General features: G+C 63.7%; 16 protein-coding genes. 7 read left to right on the plus strand and 9 right to left on the minus strand.

The genetic code is table 11. The features are described from left to right. Positions 1–23: 23 nt before the first annotated feature. The 3 genes from IVB36_RS34240 (at position 24) to IVB36_RS34250 (ending at position 1,817) form a co-directional block, all read left to right on the plus strand. Positions 24–359 (plus strand): cupredoxin family copper-binding protein, encoded by a 336-nt coding sequence (locus IVB36_RS34240; RefSeq protein ID WP_247394006.1) that lies wholly within the window; start codon positions 24–26, stop codon positions 357–359. Between the two features lie 157 nt (positions 360–516). Continuing rightward, the gene (locus IVB36_RS34245; protein ID WP_247394035.1) at positions 517–1,065 is read left to right on the plus strand and encodes a sigma-70 family RNA polymerase sigma factor; all 549 of its coding nucleotides are present in this window, start codon (positions 517–519) and stop codon (positions 1,063–1,065) included. Then, complete coding sequence (locus tag IVB36_RS34250) at positions 1,062–1,817, plus strand: anti-sigma factor (RefSeq protein WP_247394054.1); 756 nt, start codon at positions 1,062–1,064, stop codon at positions 1,815–1,817. Before IVB36_RS34245 ends, IVB36_RS34250 begins: the two co-directional genes overlap by 4 nt. Positions 1,818–1,832: 15 nt before the next feature. On the opposite strand, the gene IVB36_RS34255 is transcribed toward IVB36_RS34250, so the two are convergent. Both IVB36_RS34255 and hpnO read right to left on the minus strand, forming a co-directional pair. Continuing rightward, entirely contained in the window at positions 1,833–2,237 is a 405-nt protein-coding gene (locus IVB36_RS34255; RefSeq protein WP_247394057.1) for a GFA family protein, read from the minus strand. Positions 2,238–2,352: 115 nt separating this feature from the next. Next, on the minus strand, positions 2,353–3,744 hold the full coding sequence (gene hpnO / locus IVB36_RS34260) for an aminobacteriohopanetriol synthase HpnO (protein ID WP_026233264.1): 1,392 nt from the start codon (positions 3,742–3,744) through the stop codon (positions 2,353–2,355). Between the two features lie 140 nt (positions 3,745–3,884). Between hpnO and IVB36_RS34265 the strand changes: the two genes are divergently transcribed. Continuing rightward, entirely contained in the window at positions 3,885–4,517 is a 633-nt protein-coding gene (locus IVB36_RS34265) for a DUF2147 domain-containing protein (RefSeq protein ID WP_247394060.1), read from the plus strand. Here the strand turns inward: IVB36_RS34265 and IVB36_RS34270 are convergent. Next, entirely contained in the window at positions 4,485–7,073 is a 2,589-nt protein-coding gene (locus tag IVB36_RS34270) for an MMPL family transporter (protein ID WP_018456918.1), read from the minus strand. The genes IVB36_RS34265 and IVB36_RS34270 overlap by 33 nt on opposite strands. A gap of 461 nt (positions 7,074–7,534) precedes the next feature. Here IVB36_RS34270 and ispH point away from each other — a divergent pair, with 461 nt between their 5' ends. Continuing rightward, positions 7,535–8,461, plus strand: coding sequence for a 4-hydroxy-3-methylbut-2-enyl diphosphate reductase (ispH, locus tag IVB36_RS34275; protein ID WP_035993095.1), 927 nt, complete (start codon positions 7,535–7,537; stop codon positions 8,459–8,461). 35 nt (positions 8,462–8,496) lie between these two features. After that, positions 8,497–9,657: an adenosyl-hopene transferase HpnH gene (hpnH, locus tag IVB36_RS34280; RefSeq protein ID WP_007593619.1), complete on the plus strand. Its 1,161-nt coding sequence runs from the start codon at positions 8,497–8,499 to the stop codon at positions 9,655–9,657. Positions 9,658–9,738: 81 nt separating this feature from the next. Here hpnH and IVB36_RS34285 read toward each other — a convergent pair whose 3' ends face one another. The 6 genes from IVB36_RS34285 to IVB36_RS34310 all read right to left on the minus strand — a co-directional run bounded on the left by IVB36_RS34285 (position 9,739) and on the right by IVB36_RS34310 (position 15,922). Next, complete coding sequence (locus IVB36_RS34285; RefSeq protein WP_026233265.1) at positions 9,739–10,488, minus strand: phosphorylase; 750 nt, start codon at positions 10,486–10,488, stop codon at positions 9,739–9,741. Next, positions 10,485–12,452: a squalene--hopene cyclase gene (gene shc / locus IVB36_RS34290; RefSeq protein WP_085352236.1), complete on the minus strand. Its 1,968-nt coding sequence runs from the start codon at positions 12,450–12,452 to the stop codon at positions 10,485–10,487. Before shc ends, IVB36_RS34285 begins: the two co-directional genes overlap by 4 nt. A 76-nt stretch (positions 12,453–12,528) precedes the next feature. Continuing rightward, positions 12,529–13,782: a hydroxysqualene dehydroxylase HpnE gene (hpnE, locus tag IVB36_RS34295; protein ID WP_085352235.1), complete on the minus strand. Its 1,254-nt coding sequence runs from the start codon at positions 13,780–13,782 to the stop codon at positions 12,529–12,531. After that, on the minus strand, positions 13,782–14,621 hold the full coding sequence (gene hpnD, locus IVB36_RS34300; RefSeq protein ID WP_247394062.1) for a presqualene diphosphate synthase HpnD: 840 nt from the start codon (positions 14,619–14,621) through the stop codon (positions 13,782–13,784). Before hpnD ends, hpnE begins: the two co-directional genes overlap by 1 nt. Next, complete coding sequence (hpnC, locus tag IVB36_RS34305) at positions 14,611–15,495, minus strand: squalene synthase HpnC (protein ID WP_018456924.1); 885 nt, start codon at positions 15,493–15,495, stop codon at positions 14,611–14,613. Before hpnC ends, hpnD begins: the two co-directional genes overlap by 11 nt. 193 nt (positions 15,496–15,688) lie before the next feature. Next, entirely contained in the window at positions 15,689–15,922 is a 234-nt protein-coding gene (locus tag IVB36_RS34310) for a hypothetical protein (RefSeq protein WP_007593627.1), read from the minus strand. 459 nt (positions 15,923–16,381) lie between these two features. On the opposite strand from IVB36_RS34310, the gene IVB36_RS34315 reads away from it, so the two are divergent. Further along, on the plus strand, positions 16,382–16,879 hold the full coding sequence (locus IVB36_RS34315; protein ID WP_018456925.1) for a hypothetical protein: 498 nt from the start codon (positions 16,382–16,384) through the stop codon (positions 16,877–16,879). Positions 16,880–16,907: the final 28 nt, after the last annotated feature.

Consider the following 16,907-nt stretch of genomic DNA (forward strand, 5'->3'; position numbering starts at 1 on the left):
TGCAAGGCTAACGGAAGCTGACAATGAAGATTCTCAATCGCCGCGACCTCGGTGTCGCCTTCGGTCTCGCTCTGGCCGCGGCCATGCTATTACCCGTCACAACCGCCCGTGCCGAGGACATGGAGGTGCATATCGACAACTTCGTCTTCCAGCCGGCCGAGCTCAGGATCAAGGTCGGCACCACCGTGACCTGGACCAACCGGGACGACATCCCCCACACCGTGGTGTCGGCCGGCAAATTCAGGTCCAAGACCCTGGACACTGACGACAAGTTCTCGTTCACCTTCACCAATGCGGGCGACTACAAATATTTTTGTTCTCTGCACCCGCACATGACGGGGATGATCAAGGTTGAGTAACACCTCGAACCAAGGCATCAACGTCTTGCCCGGCCGGTGGTCCCACACCGGCCGGGCCCGTGTGCCTTCGGTCACACTCAGGGACGAAACGAATAGGGACGAGACGATCAGCGACGAAACCAAGCAACGAGCAGAACAAGAGGCAAAGCGAGGAGCGATGCCCGCCAACGACGATTTGCAGAAGGCGCAACGCTTCCGCGAGGCGGCGCTGCCCCATCTCGACGACGTCTACACGCTCGCGCGCTATCTCTTGCGTGACCCCTCCGATGCCGAGGACGCGGTGCAGGAGTGCTATCTGCGCGCGCTGAAGCATTTCGACAGCTATCGTGGGCCGGCGATAAAGCCTTGGCTATTCGCGATCCTGCGTAACGTCTGCAATGCCGAATATGCACGGCGCGCACACAGGCACACCGCGATCGAGGATACGCCCGGCGCTGCCGAGCAGACGCCGATCTGGCAGGAGACCGAGGCCAGCCCCGAAACCGAAGTGCTGCGCAGCCGCGATGCGAGCGCGATCCGCAAGCTGATCGACGCGCTCGCCGAGCCGTTCAAGGAAACGTTCGTGCTGCGGGAGATCAACAACCTCTCCTATCGTGAAATCGCCGAGGCCGCTGGCGTGCCCGTCGGCACTGTGATGTCCCGCCTCGCCCGCGCCCGCGCCATGCTGCGCGCGGGCTGGACGGCGGATGAGGAGCAAGCAAGATGACCTGCGACGAAGCAAGAATCCTGCTTCACGCGCTGCTCGACAACGAGCTCGATGCCGGCCACGCGCGCGAGGTCGAAGCCCATATCGCCGGCTGCCCGGCCTGCGCTGCGGAGTTCGCCGCGCAGCGCGAGATGCAGCGTGTGCTCGCAGACGCCGATTTGCGCTACACCGCACCGGCGAGCCTGCGTGCGCGTATCGAGGCCTCGCTGCCGCAGCCGCAGCATCAACAGCCGAGCCGCCGCTCCGTGCTGCGCGGCTTTGCGATGGGCTCGGCAGTCTCCGCGCTCGCCGCCTCCGGCGTCGCCGCATTGGTGCTGCGCCAGGACGACCAGCAGCGCATCCTGTCGGAGGTCGTCTCCGCGCATCTTCGCTCGCTCCAGGCCGGCCACCTCATCGACGTGGTCTCGACCGACCAGCACACGGTGAAGCCGTGGTTCAACGGCAAGCTCGACGTCGCTCCGCCCGTCGTCGACCTCACCGCGCAAGGGTTTACGCTGGTCGGCGGCAGGCTCGACTATATCGACGCACGTGCGATCGGTGCGGTCGTCTACAAGCGCCGGCAGCACGTGGTCAATTTGTTCGTGTCGCAGACATCGAACGCGGAATACCGCGCACCCAAGACCGAAGCCATGCAGGGCTTCAACTGCCGGCGCTGGGGCAATCGCGGCCTGAACTTCTGGGCCGTCAGCGATCTCGGCGCAGACGAGCTTGCCGAATTCGTCGACAAGTTCGAGGCGGCGATGAACGGTTAGCCTCTGCGCATGCCGTCATTCGAGCGGAGGAAATCGTTCGAAGACGGGCAGTTCGTGAGCCCGCTCCATCCAGCCAATCCGCTCGGCGACCTGAATGTGCATCGTCGCCGGCATGGCATCGGGGTCATCATAGGTGCCGCTCTGGATATCGATGATATCGGGCATCAGGTTTTCATTGATGTAGAACAGCCCCGTGCCGCAATCGGCACAGAAGTGACGTCGTCCATGTTCGGATGATTGATAGATCTTCGGCTGACCGCGCACGACTTTGACCGCCTTGAGCGAATACATCGCCCAGCCAACCATCGGTGCCCCGGAGTGACGGCGGCAATCCGCGCAATGGCAGAGCGCATGCACCATCATGTCGCCGTTCACTTCATAACGGATCGCGCCGCAATGACAGCCGCCAGTCAAAGGCATCGCCGACTCCTCTCCCGGTCAGGTCAATGCCGGAAAATAAGCGTCGATTTGGAATTTCGGGAGACGGACTGCTTCAGCAGGTCGCACGTCGCGACATCAGGCCGCAGCAGAGGCCTTACGCAGACCTTCGCACCGCATTGTCCACCAGCGTCTTGCCGAGCGACCAGATCGCGCCGGGAACCTTGTGGCTGCCGGCGATGACGTCGTCGAACGCACGCTCGATCCAGCCGCAATCTTCCTCGGTGATGGTGAGCGGCGGCAACAGCTTGATGGTGTGGCTGCCATGGCCGGCGACTTGCGTGAGGATCTTGTGGTCCTTGAACAGCGGCACGGTGATGAGCTGGCAGAACAGGCCCTTATTGGCCGCCTCCAGCACGTTCCAGGACGCCCGCAGCCGCAGCGATTTCGGCGGGCCGAACTCGACGCCGATCATCAGGCCCTTGCCGCGGACTTCCTTCAACAGCTCGTAGCCGGGCACCATACGCGTGAGCGCGAGGCGCAGCTCGGCACCGCGCTTGGCGGCGGACTCGATCAGTTTCTCGGACTCCATGATGTCAAGCGTGGCAATGCCGGCGGCCATCGCCAGGTCGTTCTTGGAGAAAGTTGAGCCGTGCACGACGGCGCGGTCCATCTGGTTGAAGATCTTGTCGAAGATGCTCTTGCGCGTCAGCACCGCGCCGACCGGCACGTGGCCGCCGGACAGCGACTTGGACAGCAGCACCATGTCGGGCTCGACGTTCCAGTGCTCGACCGCAAGGAAGCGGCCGGTGCGGCCCATGCCGGTCTGGATCTCGTCGGCGACGAACAGCGTGCCGTATTTCTTGCAGAGCGCAGCTGCACCCGGCAGGAACTCGTCGGTGGGCATGTTGACGCCCTTGCCCTGGATTGGCTCGACGACGAAGGCCGCCACCTCGCGCGAGGCCAGCGCTTTTTCGAGCGCGGCGAGATCGTTGAACGGGATCGAAGTGCATCCCGGCAGCAGCGGCTCGAAGCCGGTGCGGAAGTTCGAATCACCGGTCAGCGACAGCGCGCCATAGGTCAGGCCGTGATAGCCGTGGGCACAATAGACGATCCCCGGACGACCGGTGGCGCCGCGGGCGAACTTGATCGCCGCTTCGACGCATTCGGCGCCGGAATTGGCGAAGAACGCCTTATCAAGATAGGGGACGTATTTCAGGAGCCGCTCGGCGAGCACGCCGGCGAGCACCGAGACGTCGAACTGGACGAGGTTGGGCAGGTCGGCATCGAGCACGCTCTTGAGCGCCTCACGCATGACAGGATGATTGCGCCCGATCGCAAACACGCCAAAACCGGACAAGAGGTCGAGATAGCGGGCCCCGTCGCGGTCGTAGAGATACTGTCCCTGCCCCTTCTGGAAGCCGACATCGTAGCCGATGGTCTTCAGAACCCGAACGAACTGCTCGTTCAGATGCCGATTATGCAGGGCGCTGCGCTGGGCCTGGCGGTCCGCGAACAGCTGAGACATGTCTGGATTTGGGCTGTGCATCCGCTACATACTTCGGTTGAGGGCCGTCTCGTCAACTGAAAACGGAACGTCGCTGAAACGGTCTGTGCGGCCTTTTGCCCTTTTTCGGACCATCTTCGCAAGCAGAGCTTTAGACCATGTTGCACTGCCAAGGAACTATCATGCGTTTAGCCCTTTACACCGGACTAATACTGGCTGGCGGTTACACCTGCCTGAACCCGGCGCTCGCGGCCGATCCGACCGGCGACTGGCGGGTTGCCGACGGCGTCGCCAACATTCGTGTCGCCCAATGCAATGGCAGCATGTGGGGCGCGGTTTCCTGGGAAAAACAGCCCGGGGGCCGCGACGAGAACAATCCGGACGCGTCGAAAAAGACCCGGCTCACGCTGGGCATGGCGACCCTGATCGACATGAAGAAAAAGCCCGGCGCCGATCAATGGGAAGGTCAGGTCTACAATGCCAAGGACGGCCAGCTCTACAGCGCAACCATCACGCCGGTTGGCACCGACCAGCTCGAGATCAAGGGCTGCGTGATGGGGTTCCTGTGCGGTGGCGAGACCTGGACCCGGGTCAGCCCCCCGATTCCCTTGAGCTCCGCCAACGCCATGGCCAAGGGCGCGCCGAAGCCCACCGGCGCGGCGCCGAAAGCCCCGGGAACGACCGGCGCTACGGTGGCGCAGCCTGCGCCCGCAGCCCCGAAGGCCGCCGGCACCGCCAAACCCGGTCAGAAGGGCGCCGCCGACCAGGTCGGCGACATCTGCCTACTCCCTGAGATTGCGGGGTTTGCCCATTAGGGCAGGCTGAAACAGCAGCACGGCGGCGAGCGTCGTCACCAGCGACAACGCCAGCAGCTTGCCCATGCTGGACGTGCCGGGATGGCTCGACAGCCAAAGGCTGCCGAACGCGGTGGCCGTTGTCAGCGCGCTGAAAAAGATCGCGCGCGTCAGGCTGGTCTGGAGCAGGTTTGTCCTGCCCGAGCGCCAGGCCACGACATAGTAGATCTTGAAGGCCACGCCGACGCCGAGCAGCAGCGGGAACGCGACGATATTGGCGAAGTTGAGCGGCAAGCCGATCAGCACGCAGATCTCGAGCGTGACCGCGCCTGCCACCAACAGCGGCACCAGCGTCATCAACACGTCGACGAACCGGCGCAGCGTGATCCACAGCAACAGGCCGATCACCAGCAGCGCATAGATTCCGGCATGGATGAACGCCTTCACCACGGTGTCGCCGGATTTCAGGATCGAGACCGGACCGCCGATCGCGGTCGGCTCGGCAACGAGCACCGCCGCCGCAAATTTGCGTAGCGTGTCGTTGTCGTTGGGATCACCCTTCGGCAGCGCCTCGACGCGGATGATACCGTCCTTGCTCTTCCAGGCGCTGACGAGATCTGCCGGCAATGACTTCAGGGTGACCGGCTCGGCCTGCAACGCGTTCCGGAGCTGGTCGAACACGATCTTCATCGGCGCGACGAACACGTCCTGCGCCTTGTTCCGTGTGGCTTCATCGGCATTGGCGAGCTTTTCCAGCGCATCCGCGAGCCGACGCGAGGCAACCGCACCCGGGCCCTTCGCATCGCCTGCGGTCCGGCGCAGATTGTCGACCGACGATTTCAGCGCATCGACGTTTTCCTTGTCCGACGGCGCGGCGTCGATCTGGTCGGGATTGAGCGCGGGGTTCAGCACCTTGGCGCCCTGCGCGAGCAGCTTCAGCTTCGGCGGCTGGTCTTCAGGAACGAAGCTGTTGAGCGACATCACCCGCAACACCTCCGGCACCTTCTCCAGCTTCGCCTCCACCTGCCTTGCCTGCTCTTCCGACGTGGTCATCACGTTGATGGCATTGGCGCCCGTGTTGGGATCCTTGCGCAAGTCGAGGAAGGTCGCGATCGACTCTGCCTTCGGGTTGCGCAGATTCATCGGGTTGAAGTCGAACTTCATGAAATAGAGCAGCGGCAGGCCGGCGACCGCCAGAAACATGGTGCCACCGACGACCAGCACGCGGTGCTTCTCCAGGAAGTGATCGAGCGGCGCCAGGAAGGCATAGCCGACCGGCTCTTTCTCACCGGGCGGGTTCAACAGCTTCAGCATCGCCGGGAGCACGGTGATGCTAGTGAGGAACGCGACCAGCATGCCGACGCCGGCGATCTGGCCGAGTTCGGCGATACCCTTGTAGTCCGTGGGGATGAAGCAGAGGAAGCCAGCCGCGGTCGCCATTGCCGCCAGCGACAACGGAATTGCCGAGCGCTTGGCGGCCAGGATCAGCGCACCCGAGAGATCGTTGTGCTTGTAGCGCTCGGAGCGATAGCGGACGCTGTACTGGATGCCGAAATCGACGCCGAGGCCGACGAACAGCACGGCGAATGCGATCGACAGCAAATTGAGCGAGCCCACCATCATCAGGCCGGCGGCGGTGGTCAGCGCAAGACCGACGAAGAGATTGACGAACACCGCGAAGATGATCTTCGCCGAATGCAGCGCCAGCCACAGGATGAGCAGCACGACGAGGACCGTGCCGATGCCATTGACGACGGCGCCTTCCTGGACGGTTGCATATTCCTCGTTGGCGATCGGGACCGGCCCGGTCAGCCGGACTCGCGCCTGATATTTGGTGGCAAAATCCAGATCGGCTGCGGCCTTGCGGATCGCGTCGGTTGCGCCCTTGCCGGGCTCAAGCGCGTTGTAGTCGAGGATCGGCTTGAACTCGATGAAGGCGCGCTTGTCCGAATCCGTCAGCGGCTCGTCACTGACGAGCTGGCGCCAGGAGAACGTCGCATTGCCCTTGTTGAGCACGGTCTCGACCGTTTGCGCGATCTGGTTGAAGGGCCGTTCGGTGTTGTCGAGCTTGACCTGCCCGCGCTTGACGCCGGCAAGTCCCGTCTCGAGCGCGCCGGTCAGGCCGCGGATCGAGGGATCGCCCGCCATGATCTCGATCAGGGGTGCTGCGGATTCGAACTGGCCGGTGACCTTGGCAACTTCCTCTGTCGGCAGGAACAACAGACCATTCTTCTCGAAGAACTCGCCGGTGCCGAGCTGCTGCATCGACTGGAATTCGGTCTTGTTGTCCTTCAGCTTGGCATAGAGCGCGTCCGACGCCGCGGTCGCCATCTCCGGCGTCTTGGCTTCGACCACCGCCGTAATCGTCGCATCGCGGTCGAAGGCGCGATCGAACTGCTGGTCGCGTTGGCGCCAGTCCAGATTTTGGGCAATCAGCGAGTTGATGTCGGTGTTGATGGCGAAATGCTGGGACGTGTAATAGCCCGCCCCCACCGCCAGCAGGAGCCCGAGAACGACGACGAGGGAGGCAAACCGGGTGCAGGCCCTGACGATGGCAACGACGACGCTTTGCAGCACTACTTTTCTTTCTGCGGTTAACAGCTTGCCGGAAACGCCCGCTGTTTAACGGAGTTCCCGGCCGAAACCTATTGCTGTTTTGAGTGGTTATCGCCGTCAGAAGCTTCGAGGTAAACGGCGGAAGACCATGGCATAATCATGCGGGCCATCGGTATAGCCGAGGAGTTGAGGCGGGAAAGTGACGAAGTGTGCGCACAAATGTCGCCACGTTGCTGCCACGGGCACCCTCTACTATAATACCGCGAAACTGATCCGGCAGGGAACCAAAGTTCATTCCACCTTTCCTTACTGCCGATTTTTTGACACAAAGTACTGCACCTCCATGCACCGGGGCCCCGGCAGGGGTGGGCGGCTACCGCGTGCGCCGAACCGATGGTGCGGATATTGCAACTCATTGGTTCGTATCGGGGTGTCCCCTGAACTTGAGAGCGGATTGGTGCAACTTGCGTGATGGCCGTCCAATGGAAGTTTATCTGGCGCAACCGCGCGGCTTTTGCGCGGGGGTAGTGCGTGCGATCGAGATCGTGGAACGGGCGCTGGAGAAGTACGGCCCGCCTGTCTACGTGCGCCATGAGATCGTGCACAACAAGTACGTCGTCGAGAGCCTGAAGAACAAGGGCGCGATCTTCGTCGAGGAACTGTCGGAGGTGCCGCCGAAGGCGGTGACGGTCTTCAGCGCTCATGGCGTCGCCCGCAGCGTCGAGGAAGAAGCGGCCGCGCGCGACCTTCCGGTGCTCAATGCCACCTGCCCCTTGGTCACGAAAGTTCACAATCAGGGGAAGCGCTACATCGCCAGGGGCCGCACCCTGATCCTGATCGGCCATGCCGGCCACCCCGAGGTCGAGGGTACGATGGGCCAGGTTCCCGCCCCCGTACTGCTGGTCCAAAGCGTTGAAGAGGTTAAGGCCCTTGAGCTGCCGGCGGATACGCCAGTGGCCTATATCACCCAGACCACCCTGTCGGTGGATGACACAAAGGACATCATTTCGGCCCTGCAGGCCCGCTTTACAGATATTCAAGGCCCGGATATCCGGGATATCTGCTATGCGACACAGAACCGCCAATCTGCGGTAAGGGACTTGAGCAAGCTGGTCGACGTGATCTTGGTGGTGGGCGCTGCCAATAGCTCGAATTCGAACCGGCTCCGCGAAATCGGCACTGAGGCCGGTGTCGCGAGTTATCTGATTGCCGACGGCAGCGCGCTCAATCCGGAGTGGTTGAAAGATGCCAGAACCGTCGGTGTCACGGCTGGCGCTTCGGCGCCCGAGGTACTCGTGGATGACGTGATCGAAGCAATGCGGCGGATCGGACCGGTCAAGGTCTCGGTGCTCCCGGGCCGCGAGGAAAACATCGAATTCCGGCTTCCGGCCGAACTGGCTGCGAGCTGACCCACCCGAATTTCAAGCCCAGAAAGAAACTTGTAATGGCTATCCCCTTCTTCAAGGAAATGCGTATCGGCGGCTATTTGATCAAGCAGAAGCTGCTTGGCCGCAAGCGCTATCCGCTCGTGCTGATGCTGGAACCGCTGTTTCGCTGCAACCTCGCCTGCGTCGGCTGCGGCAAGATCGATTATCCGGATGCGATCCTCAACCGCCGCATGACGGCGCAGGAGTGCTGGGACGCGGCCGACGAGTGCGGTGCGCCTATGGTCGCCATTCCCGGCGGCGAGCCGCTGATCCACAAGGAGATCGGCGAGATCGTGCGCGGCCTCGTCGCGCGCAAGAAGTTCGTCTCGCTCTGCACCAACGCGCTGTTGCTCGAGAAGAAGCTCGATCTGTTCGAGCCCTCGCCCTACCTGTTCTTCTCCGTGCATCTCGACGGCCTGAAGGAGCACCACGACAAGGCCGTGTCGCAGAAGGGCGTGTTCGACCGCGCCGTCTCCGCGATCAAGGCGGCCAAGGCCCGCGGCTTCACCGTCAACGTCAACGCCACCATCTTCGACGGCCACCCGGCCGAAGAGATCGCCAAATTCCTCGACCTGACCGTCGAGCTCGGCGTCGGCGTCTCGATGTCGCCGGGCTACGCCTATGAGCGCGCGCCGGACCAGGAGCACTTCCTCAACCGCACCAAGACCAAGAAGCTGTTCCGCGACGTCTTTGCGATGGGCAAGGGCAAGAAGTGGAATTTCATGCATTCCGGCCTGTTCCTGGACTTCCTCGCCGGCAACCAGGAATACGAGTGCACGCCCTGGGGCATGCCCGCGCGCAACATCTTCGGCTGGCAGAAGCCCTGCTATTTGCTCGGTGAAGGCTATGCAAAAACCTTCAAGGAGCTGATGGACACCACCGACTGGGAGACCTACGGCACCGGCAAGTACGAGAAGTGCGCCGACTGTATGGCCCATTGCGGCTACGAGCCGACGGCGGCGACCGCCGCCATCAACAACCCGCTGAAGGCGATGTGGGTGTCGCTGCGCGGCATCAGGACCACGGGTCCGATGGCGCCGGAGATCGACATGTCCAAGCAGCGTCCTGCGCAGTACATCTTCTCCGCGGAAGTGCAGAAGCGCCTGTCGGAGATCCGCAAGGACGAGGCCGCCGCCGCACAGGAGAAGGCCGCACGGAAGGCGTCGACCGCCGCGTAAGCGCGCTAGTCCCACCAACAAGAAAAGGCCCGATCGCCAATGGCGACCGGGCCTTTTGTTTTTAGTGATCGCAGAACCCGCTCAGGCCGCCTCGGAGACCAGCGCCTCGCTGTCGACCAGTTCGGTGCCGATCAGGAAGTCGCGGCAGCCGCGCAGGCTGCGTAGCGCGCGGTTGAAGTCGAGGCCGGTCGAGACCAGTCCGTGCAGCGCAGTCGGGTTGCGCGCGATGCCGCGCAGCACGGCCAGCACGTCGATCTGGCCATTCGGCTTGATGGCGGCGCGGGCGAGCGCCGGCAGCGCGCGATGGGCGGGATCGCTGATGACGCGGACCGCGGCGAACGGCAAGCCGGCCTCGGCGGCGTAGGCCGCCGCGATGTGGCTTTCCATGTCGACGGCGGCCGCTCCCGTCTCCGAATGCAGCGCCGCCTTGCAGGAGCGCCCCGTGACCACTTCCTCGGCACCCGCGAGGCTGCCGCGCACAACGCGGCGGCGCCCCGACGTCAGGCGGTCGATGAGGTCGTCGCCGAGCGAGAGGCCAGCGGCCCAGCGGGTATCGCCCGCGAGCACCTCGGTCGCCAGCACGACGTCGCCGGAGCGCAGCGTCGGGTCGAGCCCGCCGGCCACGCCGAAGGAGATCACACCGCGAATCGTCTCGGGATCCAGCACCGTCAACAGCGCCCGCAACTGGGTGGGGCTGCTCGACGAACAGATGACCGCCATGCCAGGCCCGGCCGCGATGCGGGCCTCCTGAACCAGTCCAGTCACGATCAATATCGGCCGCGGATCAACGGTTTGACCCGCGGTAAGATAGTCCCCCGTCCCCAAAGTCACATTCCGACCCCTACCACCCTGCTGTTGGTGTTCCGCAAGTTCCGATACCGCGCCAACGCCCACAGCGGGAAGAACTTCGGATAACCATGGTACCGTAGATAGAATACACGGGGAAAGCCCGTGGCGGTGTACCGCTGTTCGTCCCACAGTCCTTTTTCGTTCTGTGTTGCAATCAGGTACTCCACCCCGCGGGCGACGGCCGGGTGATCAACCTCGCCAGCAGCCATCAAAGCAAGCAAGGCCCATGCCGTTTGCGAGGCGGTCGAGGGGGCGGCCTCCCAGCCCCGGTAGTCCAACCGGTAGCTGACGGCATCCTCGCCCCAGCCGCCGTCCTGGTTCTGGATCGAGGCCAGCCAGCCGGCGGCTTTCCGGATCATGGGATCGTCATGGCGGACGCCGGCCATGTTGAGGGCGCACAGCACCGACCAGGTTCCGTAGATGAAGTTCATGCCCCAGCGGCCGTACCAGGACCCTTCGGAGTGCTGGGTCTTGCGCAGGTAGGCGATCCCGTCCGCGACATGCTTGCTGGTCTCCGCGGTCTCGCCGAGCTGGGCCAGCATCGAGACGCAGCGGGCGGTGACGTCCTCGGTCGGTGGATCGAGCAGTGCGCCATGGTCCGAGAACGGGATGTTGTTCAGGTAATATTCGAGATTGTTGACGTCGAAGGCGGCCCAGCCGCCGTCGTTGCTCTGCATGCCCTCGATCCACTCCCGGGCACGGTCGATCGCGGCGTCATAGCCGGCCGCACCGTGCTCCCGGCGCATCCGGTCCATCGACATCACGACCACCGCGGTGTCGTCGAGATCGGGATAATGGGCATTGTTGTACTGGAAGGCCCAGCCGCCCGGGCGTACGTCGGGCCGCTTCACCGCCCAGTCGCCCTTCACCTCGAGCTCCTGCTTCGGGATCAGCCAGTCGAGACCCTGCTTGGCGGCCGGCACCGCCTTGTCGCCGCCGGCTTCGAGCAGCGCGTGGGCGGTCAGCGTCGTGTCCCACACCGGCGAGACGCAGGGCTGGCAATAGGCTTCGTCGTCCTTGATCACGAGCAGCTTGTCGATGCCCCGGCGCGTGATCGCGCGCGGCGGGAAGTTCTCGTCCTTGCCGAGCGCGTCGTACATCATGACGATGTTGGCCATCGGCGGATAGATCGCGCCCATGCCGTCCTCGCCGTTCAGCCGCTCCTCGGTGAAGGCGAGCGCCGCGTCGATGGCGCGTTTGCGCAGGCTCTTGGGAAACATCGGCTCGACCACGCGCAAAATGCCGTCGAGCGCGCGGAACAGCACGAACCAGGCCATGCTCTGGTGCGGCGCCTTGGCGGTCATGCCGATCGAGCGCGGATCCTGCAGGAACAGCTCGTCGATGCCGACGCCCTTGGGATTCTTCGCCCGTGGCTTCAGCGCGGCGATGACCATCAGCGGCACCATGGTGGTGCGCGCCCAGTAGGAGATCTTGTTGATGTGGAACGGCGACCAGAACGGCAGCAGCACGATCTCGATCGGCAGCACCGGTACCGCGCGCCAGGTCACGACGCCAAACATCGCAAGCATGAAGCGCGTGAAGACATTGCTGTGAATGGCGCCGCCGCGGGAATGGATCGCCTCGCGCGCACGCACCATGTGCGGCGCGTCGATGGAATCCCCGATCATCTTCAGCGCGAAATACGCCTTGACGCTGGCGCTCATGTCGAACTCGCCGTCATGCACCAGCGGCCAGCCGCCATGGGCGCCCTGCACGCGGCGAAGATAATTGGCGATCTTGGCTTCGAGCACGGCATCGACCGGCTCGGCGAGATAATGGCGCAGCAGGACGTATTCGGCCGGAATCGTGCAATCTGCCTCGAGCTCGAACACCCAATGGCCGTCGGGTTGCTGGAAGCCGAGGACGCCTTCGGTGGCCGACGCAATGCTCGATTCCAAGTTCCTGAATTCTTGGGCTTCGCGGCTGGTCGCGTTCACGGAATCCATCTCGCTCGATTGCTCCGATAGTCGATTGAATGGGCCGAAATTGACCGGGACAAATGCCCGTCAGGGCCGCCTGTCACTATCCCTTGGCGGCCAGAACCAGATCGGCGGCGCGATCACCGGATCGGACCGATCCCTCGATGGTTGCAGGCAATCCCGTAGCAGTCCAATCGCCTGCAAGAAACAGGTTTTTCAGCGCAGTGACCGGCCCTGGACGCAGGGCATTCTGCGCCGGCGTCGCCGCAAATGTGGCACGGCGCTCGCGCACGATCTGCCAGGGGGGCAGCTCGCCGGAAACACCGCCCGCCTTGCAGACGTCGTTCCAGATCGCCTGCGCGAGTTCCTCGCGCGGCATGTCGACCAGACGGTCGCCGTTGCTGATGGTGACGGACAGCCGGTTCGGGAACGAAAACAGCCATTCCACGACGCCGCCGATCACGCCGAGGATCGGTGCCGATCCCGCCGGCGGCTCGACGCGGAAATGCGCATTCACGATGGCGCGGAATTCGGTCGGCGTCTTCAGGCCCGGCAGCAGGTTGGAGGCAGCGCGCGGCGGCACCGCCATCACGACGACGTCGCCTTCGCTGATCTGGATCACATCCTCGCCGCCGAAATTCAGCGCGCCGACCTTGCCGTCATGGGTCGCAAACGAGCGCAGCTCATGGCCGAGCTGAACGCTGTGCCCGCGCCCCTGCAGGAACGTCACGGCGGGCTCGATCAGTACCGCGCTGAGCCCGTCGCGCGCGATCAGGGGACGGCAGGCCTGCCCGCCGGCGAGCAGCGTCTCGCGCACGATCGCGCCGGCAAGCCCCGCCGAGCCTTCGGGTGGATCGACGTTGAGGGCCGCGAGCAGCAGAGGCTGCACCAGGCGCTGATAGAGAACGCCTTCGCACGGAATTGACTTGCCGACCAGCGTCTCTTCCGATGCCCAGATCAGCGGCGCCAGCTTCAGATAATCGGTCAGCCCAGTGTCGGGGACGCGGCGGCTCTCGTCGAGCACCCAGGTCGGGAGCCGGCCGTCGCCGAGGTCGATCTGCCAGCGCTGCCCGGTCTTGAGATCGACGAAGGGAAACTGCGCGCGCTCCGGACCGACGAGGCCCGCCTCGGTCCCGATCGAACGCGCATAGGCGCGCGCATGGCTATTGCCGGACAGCAGCAGATGGTTGCCGTTGTCGATGGTGAGATTGGTGGCGCCGTCGAAATAGGAACGGCAACGGCCGCCGGCCTGCTGCGTCGCTTCGTGCACGGCGACCTTGAAGCCGGCATTGGCAAGTCGCACGGCGACGGAGAGGCCGGAGATTCCAGCGCCAATGATGTGAGCTGTTTTTTGCATCAGATGAGAGCGTATCGGAGCAGGATGGCGATACGTGTGATCTTCGACACACGCACCGGCTCGCGCGGCGCGTTGAACCCGCGCGCGATCAGGAGATCCAGAATGGCATGATAGTATTTCGACATCATCCGCGGCGCGCGCACCGCGCGGCGCCGGTTGCGGTTCATGATCTCGTCCGACTTCTCGAAATACACCTTTGCGCGCTGCGCCAGTGGCAGGCAGACCTTCGGCAGCGCGCGCTCGACGATCACGCGGTCCGGATCGTTGGAGGTGATGCCGGCATGCAGCAGCGCTTCGCGCGGCAGATAGAGCCGGCCGAGGCCCGCGTCCTCGTCGATGTCGCGCAGGATGTTGGTGAGCTGGAGCGCGCGGCCGAGATGATGGGCGAGCTCGATGCCGTCTTCTTCTGGCAAGCCGAAGACCCGGACCGACAGCCGCCCTACGGCGCTCGCGACGCGATCGCAGTAGAGATCCAGCGTCGCCATGTCGGGCGCGCGGATGTCCTGCGGCACGTCCATCTCCATGCCGTCGACGATGGCGAGGAAATCCTCGCGCTTGAGGCCGAAGGTCTTCACCGAGGTGACGTAGTCCTTCAGCCGCGGCGGCGGATTGCCCTGGTAGAGCGCATCGATGTCGTTGCGCCACGCCTGAAGGGCGGCGAGCCGTTCGTCGCGCGGGCCATCGGAATCGGCGATGTCGTCGACCTGGCGGCAGAAGCTGTAGATCTGGAACATCGCTTCACGCTGGTCGTGCGGCAGGATGCGCATCGCGACGTAGAACGAACTGCCGGATGCGGTCGAGCCATAATTTGCGCCGGGCGAGGTCGCCTCAAGCGTCATGTGCAGTCCCCGGTCTGGAAATGGCCTTGCGTCCGACCGTGCGGCGGCCGACTTCGCCGATCATGCCGGCGAGGCTGAAGGTGAGGAGCTCGAGCTTGTTCAGGTGCACGCGCTCGCGCAGGGGATCGCGCACCTTCAACAGGCGCACGATGCGGTCGGCATAGGCCTGGATCACCGAGACCTCGACGCCGAGGCGGAAATCCCGGATCTCCGCAGCTAGCGACCTGCCCTCGGCGAGCAGCGCTTCGTTGCGGACGGCGAGAGCCTGAAGGCAGGCCAGCATCGCCGGTGGCGACTGCGCCAGTCCGAGCTGCTCGACCGAGGCGCCACTCGCGGCCAGCGCATCGCGCGGCAGATAGACGCGGTTGAGCTCGCGGAAATCCTTGCCGCAATCCTGGAGGTGGTTGTTGATCTGCAGCGCTGCGCAGAGCGCATCTGACGCGGCCCAGGTCGAGGTGCTCTCACCATGGACGTCGAGCATGAAGCGGCCGACCGGCATCGCCGAGTAGCGGCAATAATGGATGACCTCGTCCCAATTCTCGTAGCGCAACTTGGTCACGTCCATACGGAACGCGATGAGCACGTCGAGCGCGTGGCGCGACGCCATGCCGCGTTCGGCCAGTGCGTGCCGCAGGCTGACGGCCTCGGCCTGGGTGTCGCCTTTGCCGAGCAATTCCGCCTCGAGCAGGTCGAGATAAGCGAGCTTCTCATCCGGCGGCAGCGTGGCGTGGTCGGCGATGTCGTCGGCGGTGCGGACGAAATTGTAATACGCCAGGATCAGCGCGCGATGACGCGGATGAATGATCCAGGACGCGACGGGAAAATTCTCGTCGCGCTCACCCTTGCCGGATCGCAATTCGCTCGCAGAGGTCATCGAGGGCTGGTCTACAATCGTTTGGACAGGAAGGGCTTTTTCGCTCGCGCGAGCCCGTGCGGGCGATGCCGCCGCGGCCCCCATATAGGGGAATACGGCCGCAAAACCAATCCTGTCTCTCGATGGCTGCCCTTTGCGGATCAGGTCCGAAAAGGCGGCCCCGGGGCCGCCTTTTGTGGGCCAGTGGCCGAGCTTACTGGTTGTGGTTCTTCAGGACCTGGTCGCAGGCCTGAGAGATCTTGGCCCGGTTCTCCTTGAGGCAGGCCAGGATGGTGAAATCACCCTGGTCGATGACCGGACGGCAGAGCTTCTGCACATCGCGCGAGCAGGCCTTCTGCTCGGCGTCCGTGCCGCGCCCTTGCTGGGCGAACGCTGCGGTCGAGAGGGAGGCCGACAGCAAGGTGAGAGCGACGAGAAGCTTACGCATTGTATTCCTTCATTCTGACGGCAGAATCGCACCAATCCCGGACAGCACAGGGCGACGACCGGAGCGGATTGTTCTGATGGCAAGTCGCCGCGGGAGGAGCGGCCTCGGAGAAGGCACAAGCACTGGCAAATGCGGCCAAATTGGCGCCACGTCCACCAAATCAGGGCTTCCCTGCGTCTTCTCTGGCAAATGTAAGAGACTGATAGTACGTCATAATTCAGGTGCGCCGCGTTTTGCTGCGCACCTGTTGCAGAGCTGCATCTCTCGATACCGCCTCGGGACCAAGAAACATGCCGAAATACGACAAATCGAGAGGTGGAAGCATGGCGCAAGGCGTCGTGAACTGCCATCTCTGGCAGTCGGGCATTGAACCTGTCACTGGCTCGGAACACTAAACTTTCGATGTAGCGAGACGTTCTTCGTGAGAAGCGGACGTCGTTCTAAACGGGATATTTTGAGATGAAATTCTTTGGACGGACTGAACTGGCAATCAAGGCGGCCGGCATCGGCGCTGCGCTGCTCTTCTCGGTTTCGACAAGTCAGGCTCAGTCGTCCGGACCGTTTGCAGGTTTCGAGGGCGCATGGACCGGGACGGGTACGGTGTCGCTGTCCGACGGCTCGACCGAGCGCATCCGCTGCAAGGCGGACTACAAGGTTGCCGGCACCGGTCTCAGTCTCAAGCAGGCGTTGCACTGCGCCTCCGACAGCTACAAGTTCGACCTCACCAGCGATGTGACCAGCCAAGGCGAGCGCATCTCCGGCAATTGGAGCGAGACCAACCGCAACATCTTCGGCAATCTCCAAGGCACTGCCGGTGGCGGCCAGATCGAGGTGTTCGTCGAGGCCAACGGCTTTGCCGCCAATTTGTCGCTGCGCACCAACGGCACCAAGCAGACGGTGCAGATCTCATCCAAGGGCGAGATTCGCGGCGTCAACATCACGATGACGAAGGGCTGACAGCTCTTTCCGCTTCGAAAGCGACAAG

The organism is Bradyrhizobium sp. 35, assembly GCF_023073215.1.
Lineage (GTDB): Bacteria > Pseudomonadota > Alphaproteobacteria > Rhizobiales > Xanthobacteraceae > Bradyrhizobium > Bradyrhizobium canariense_D.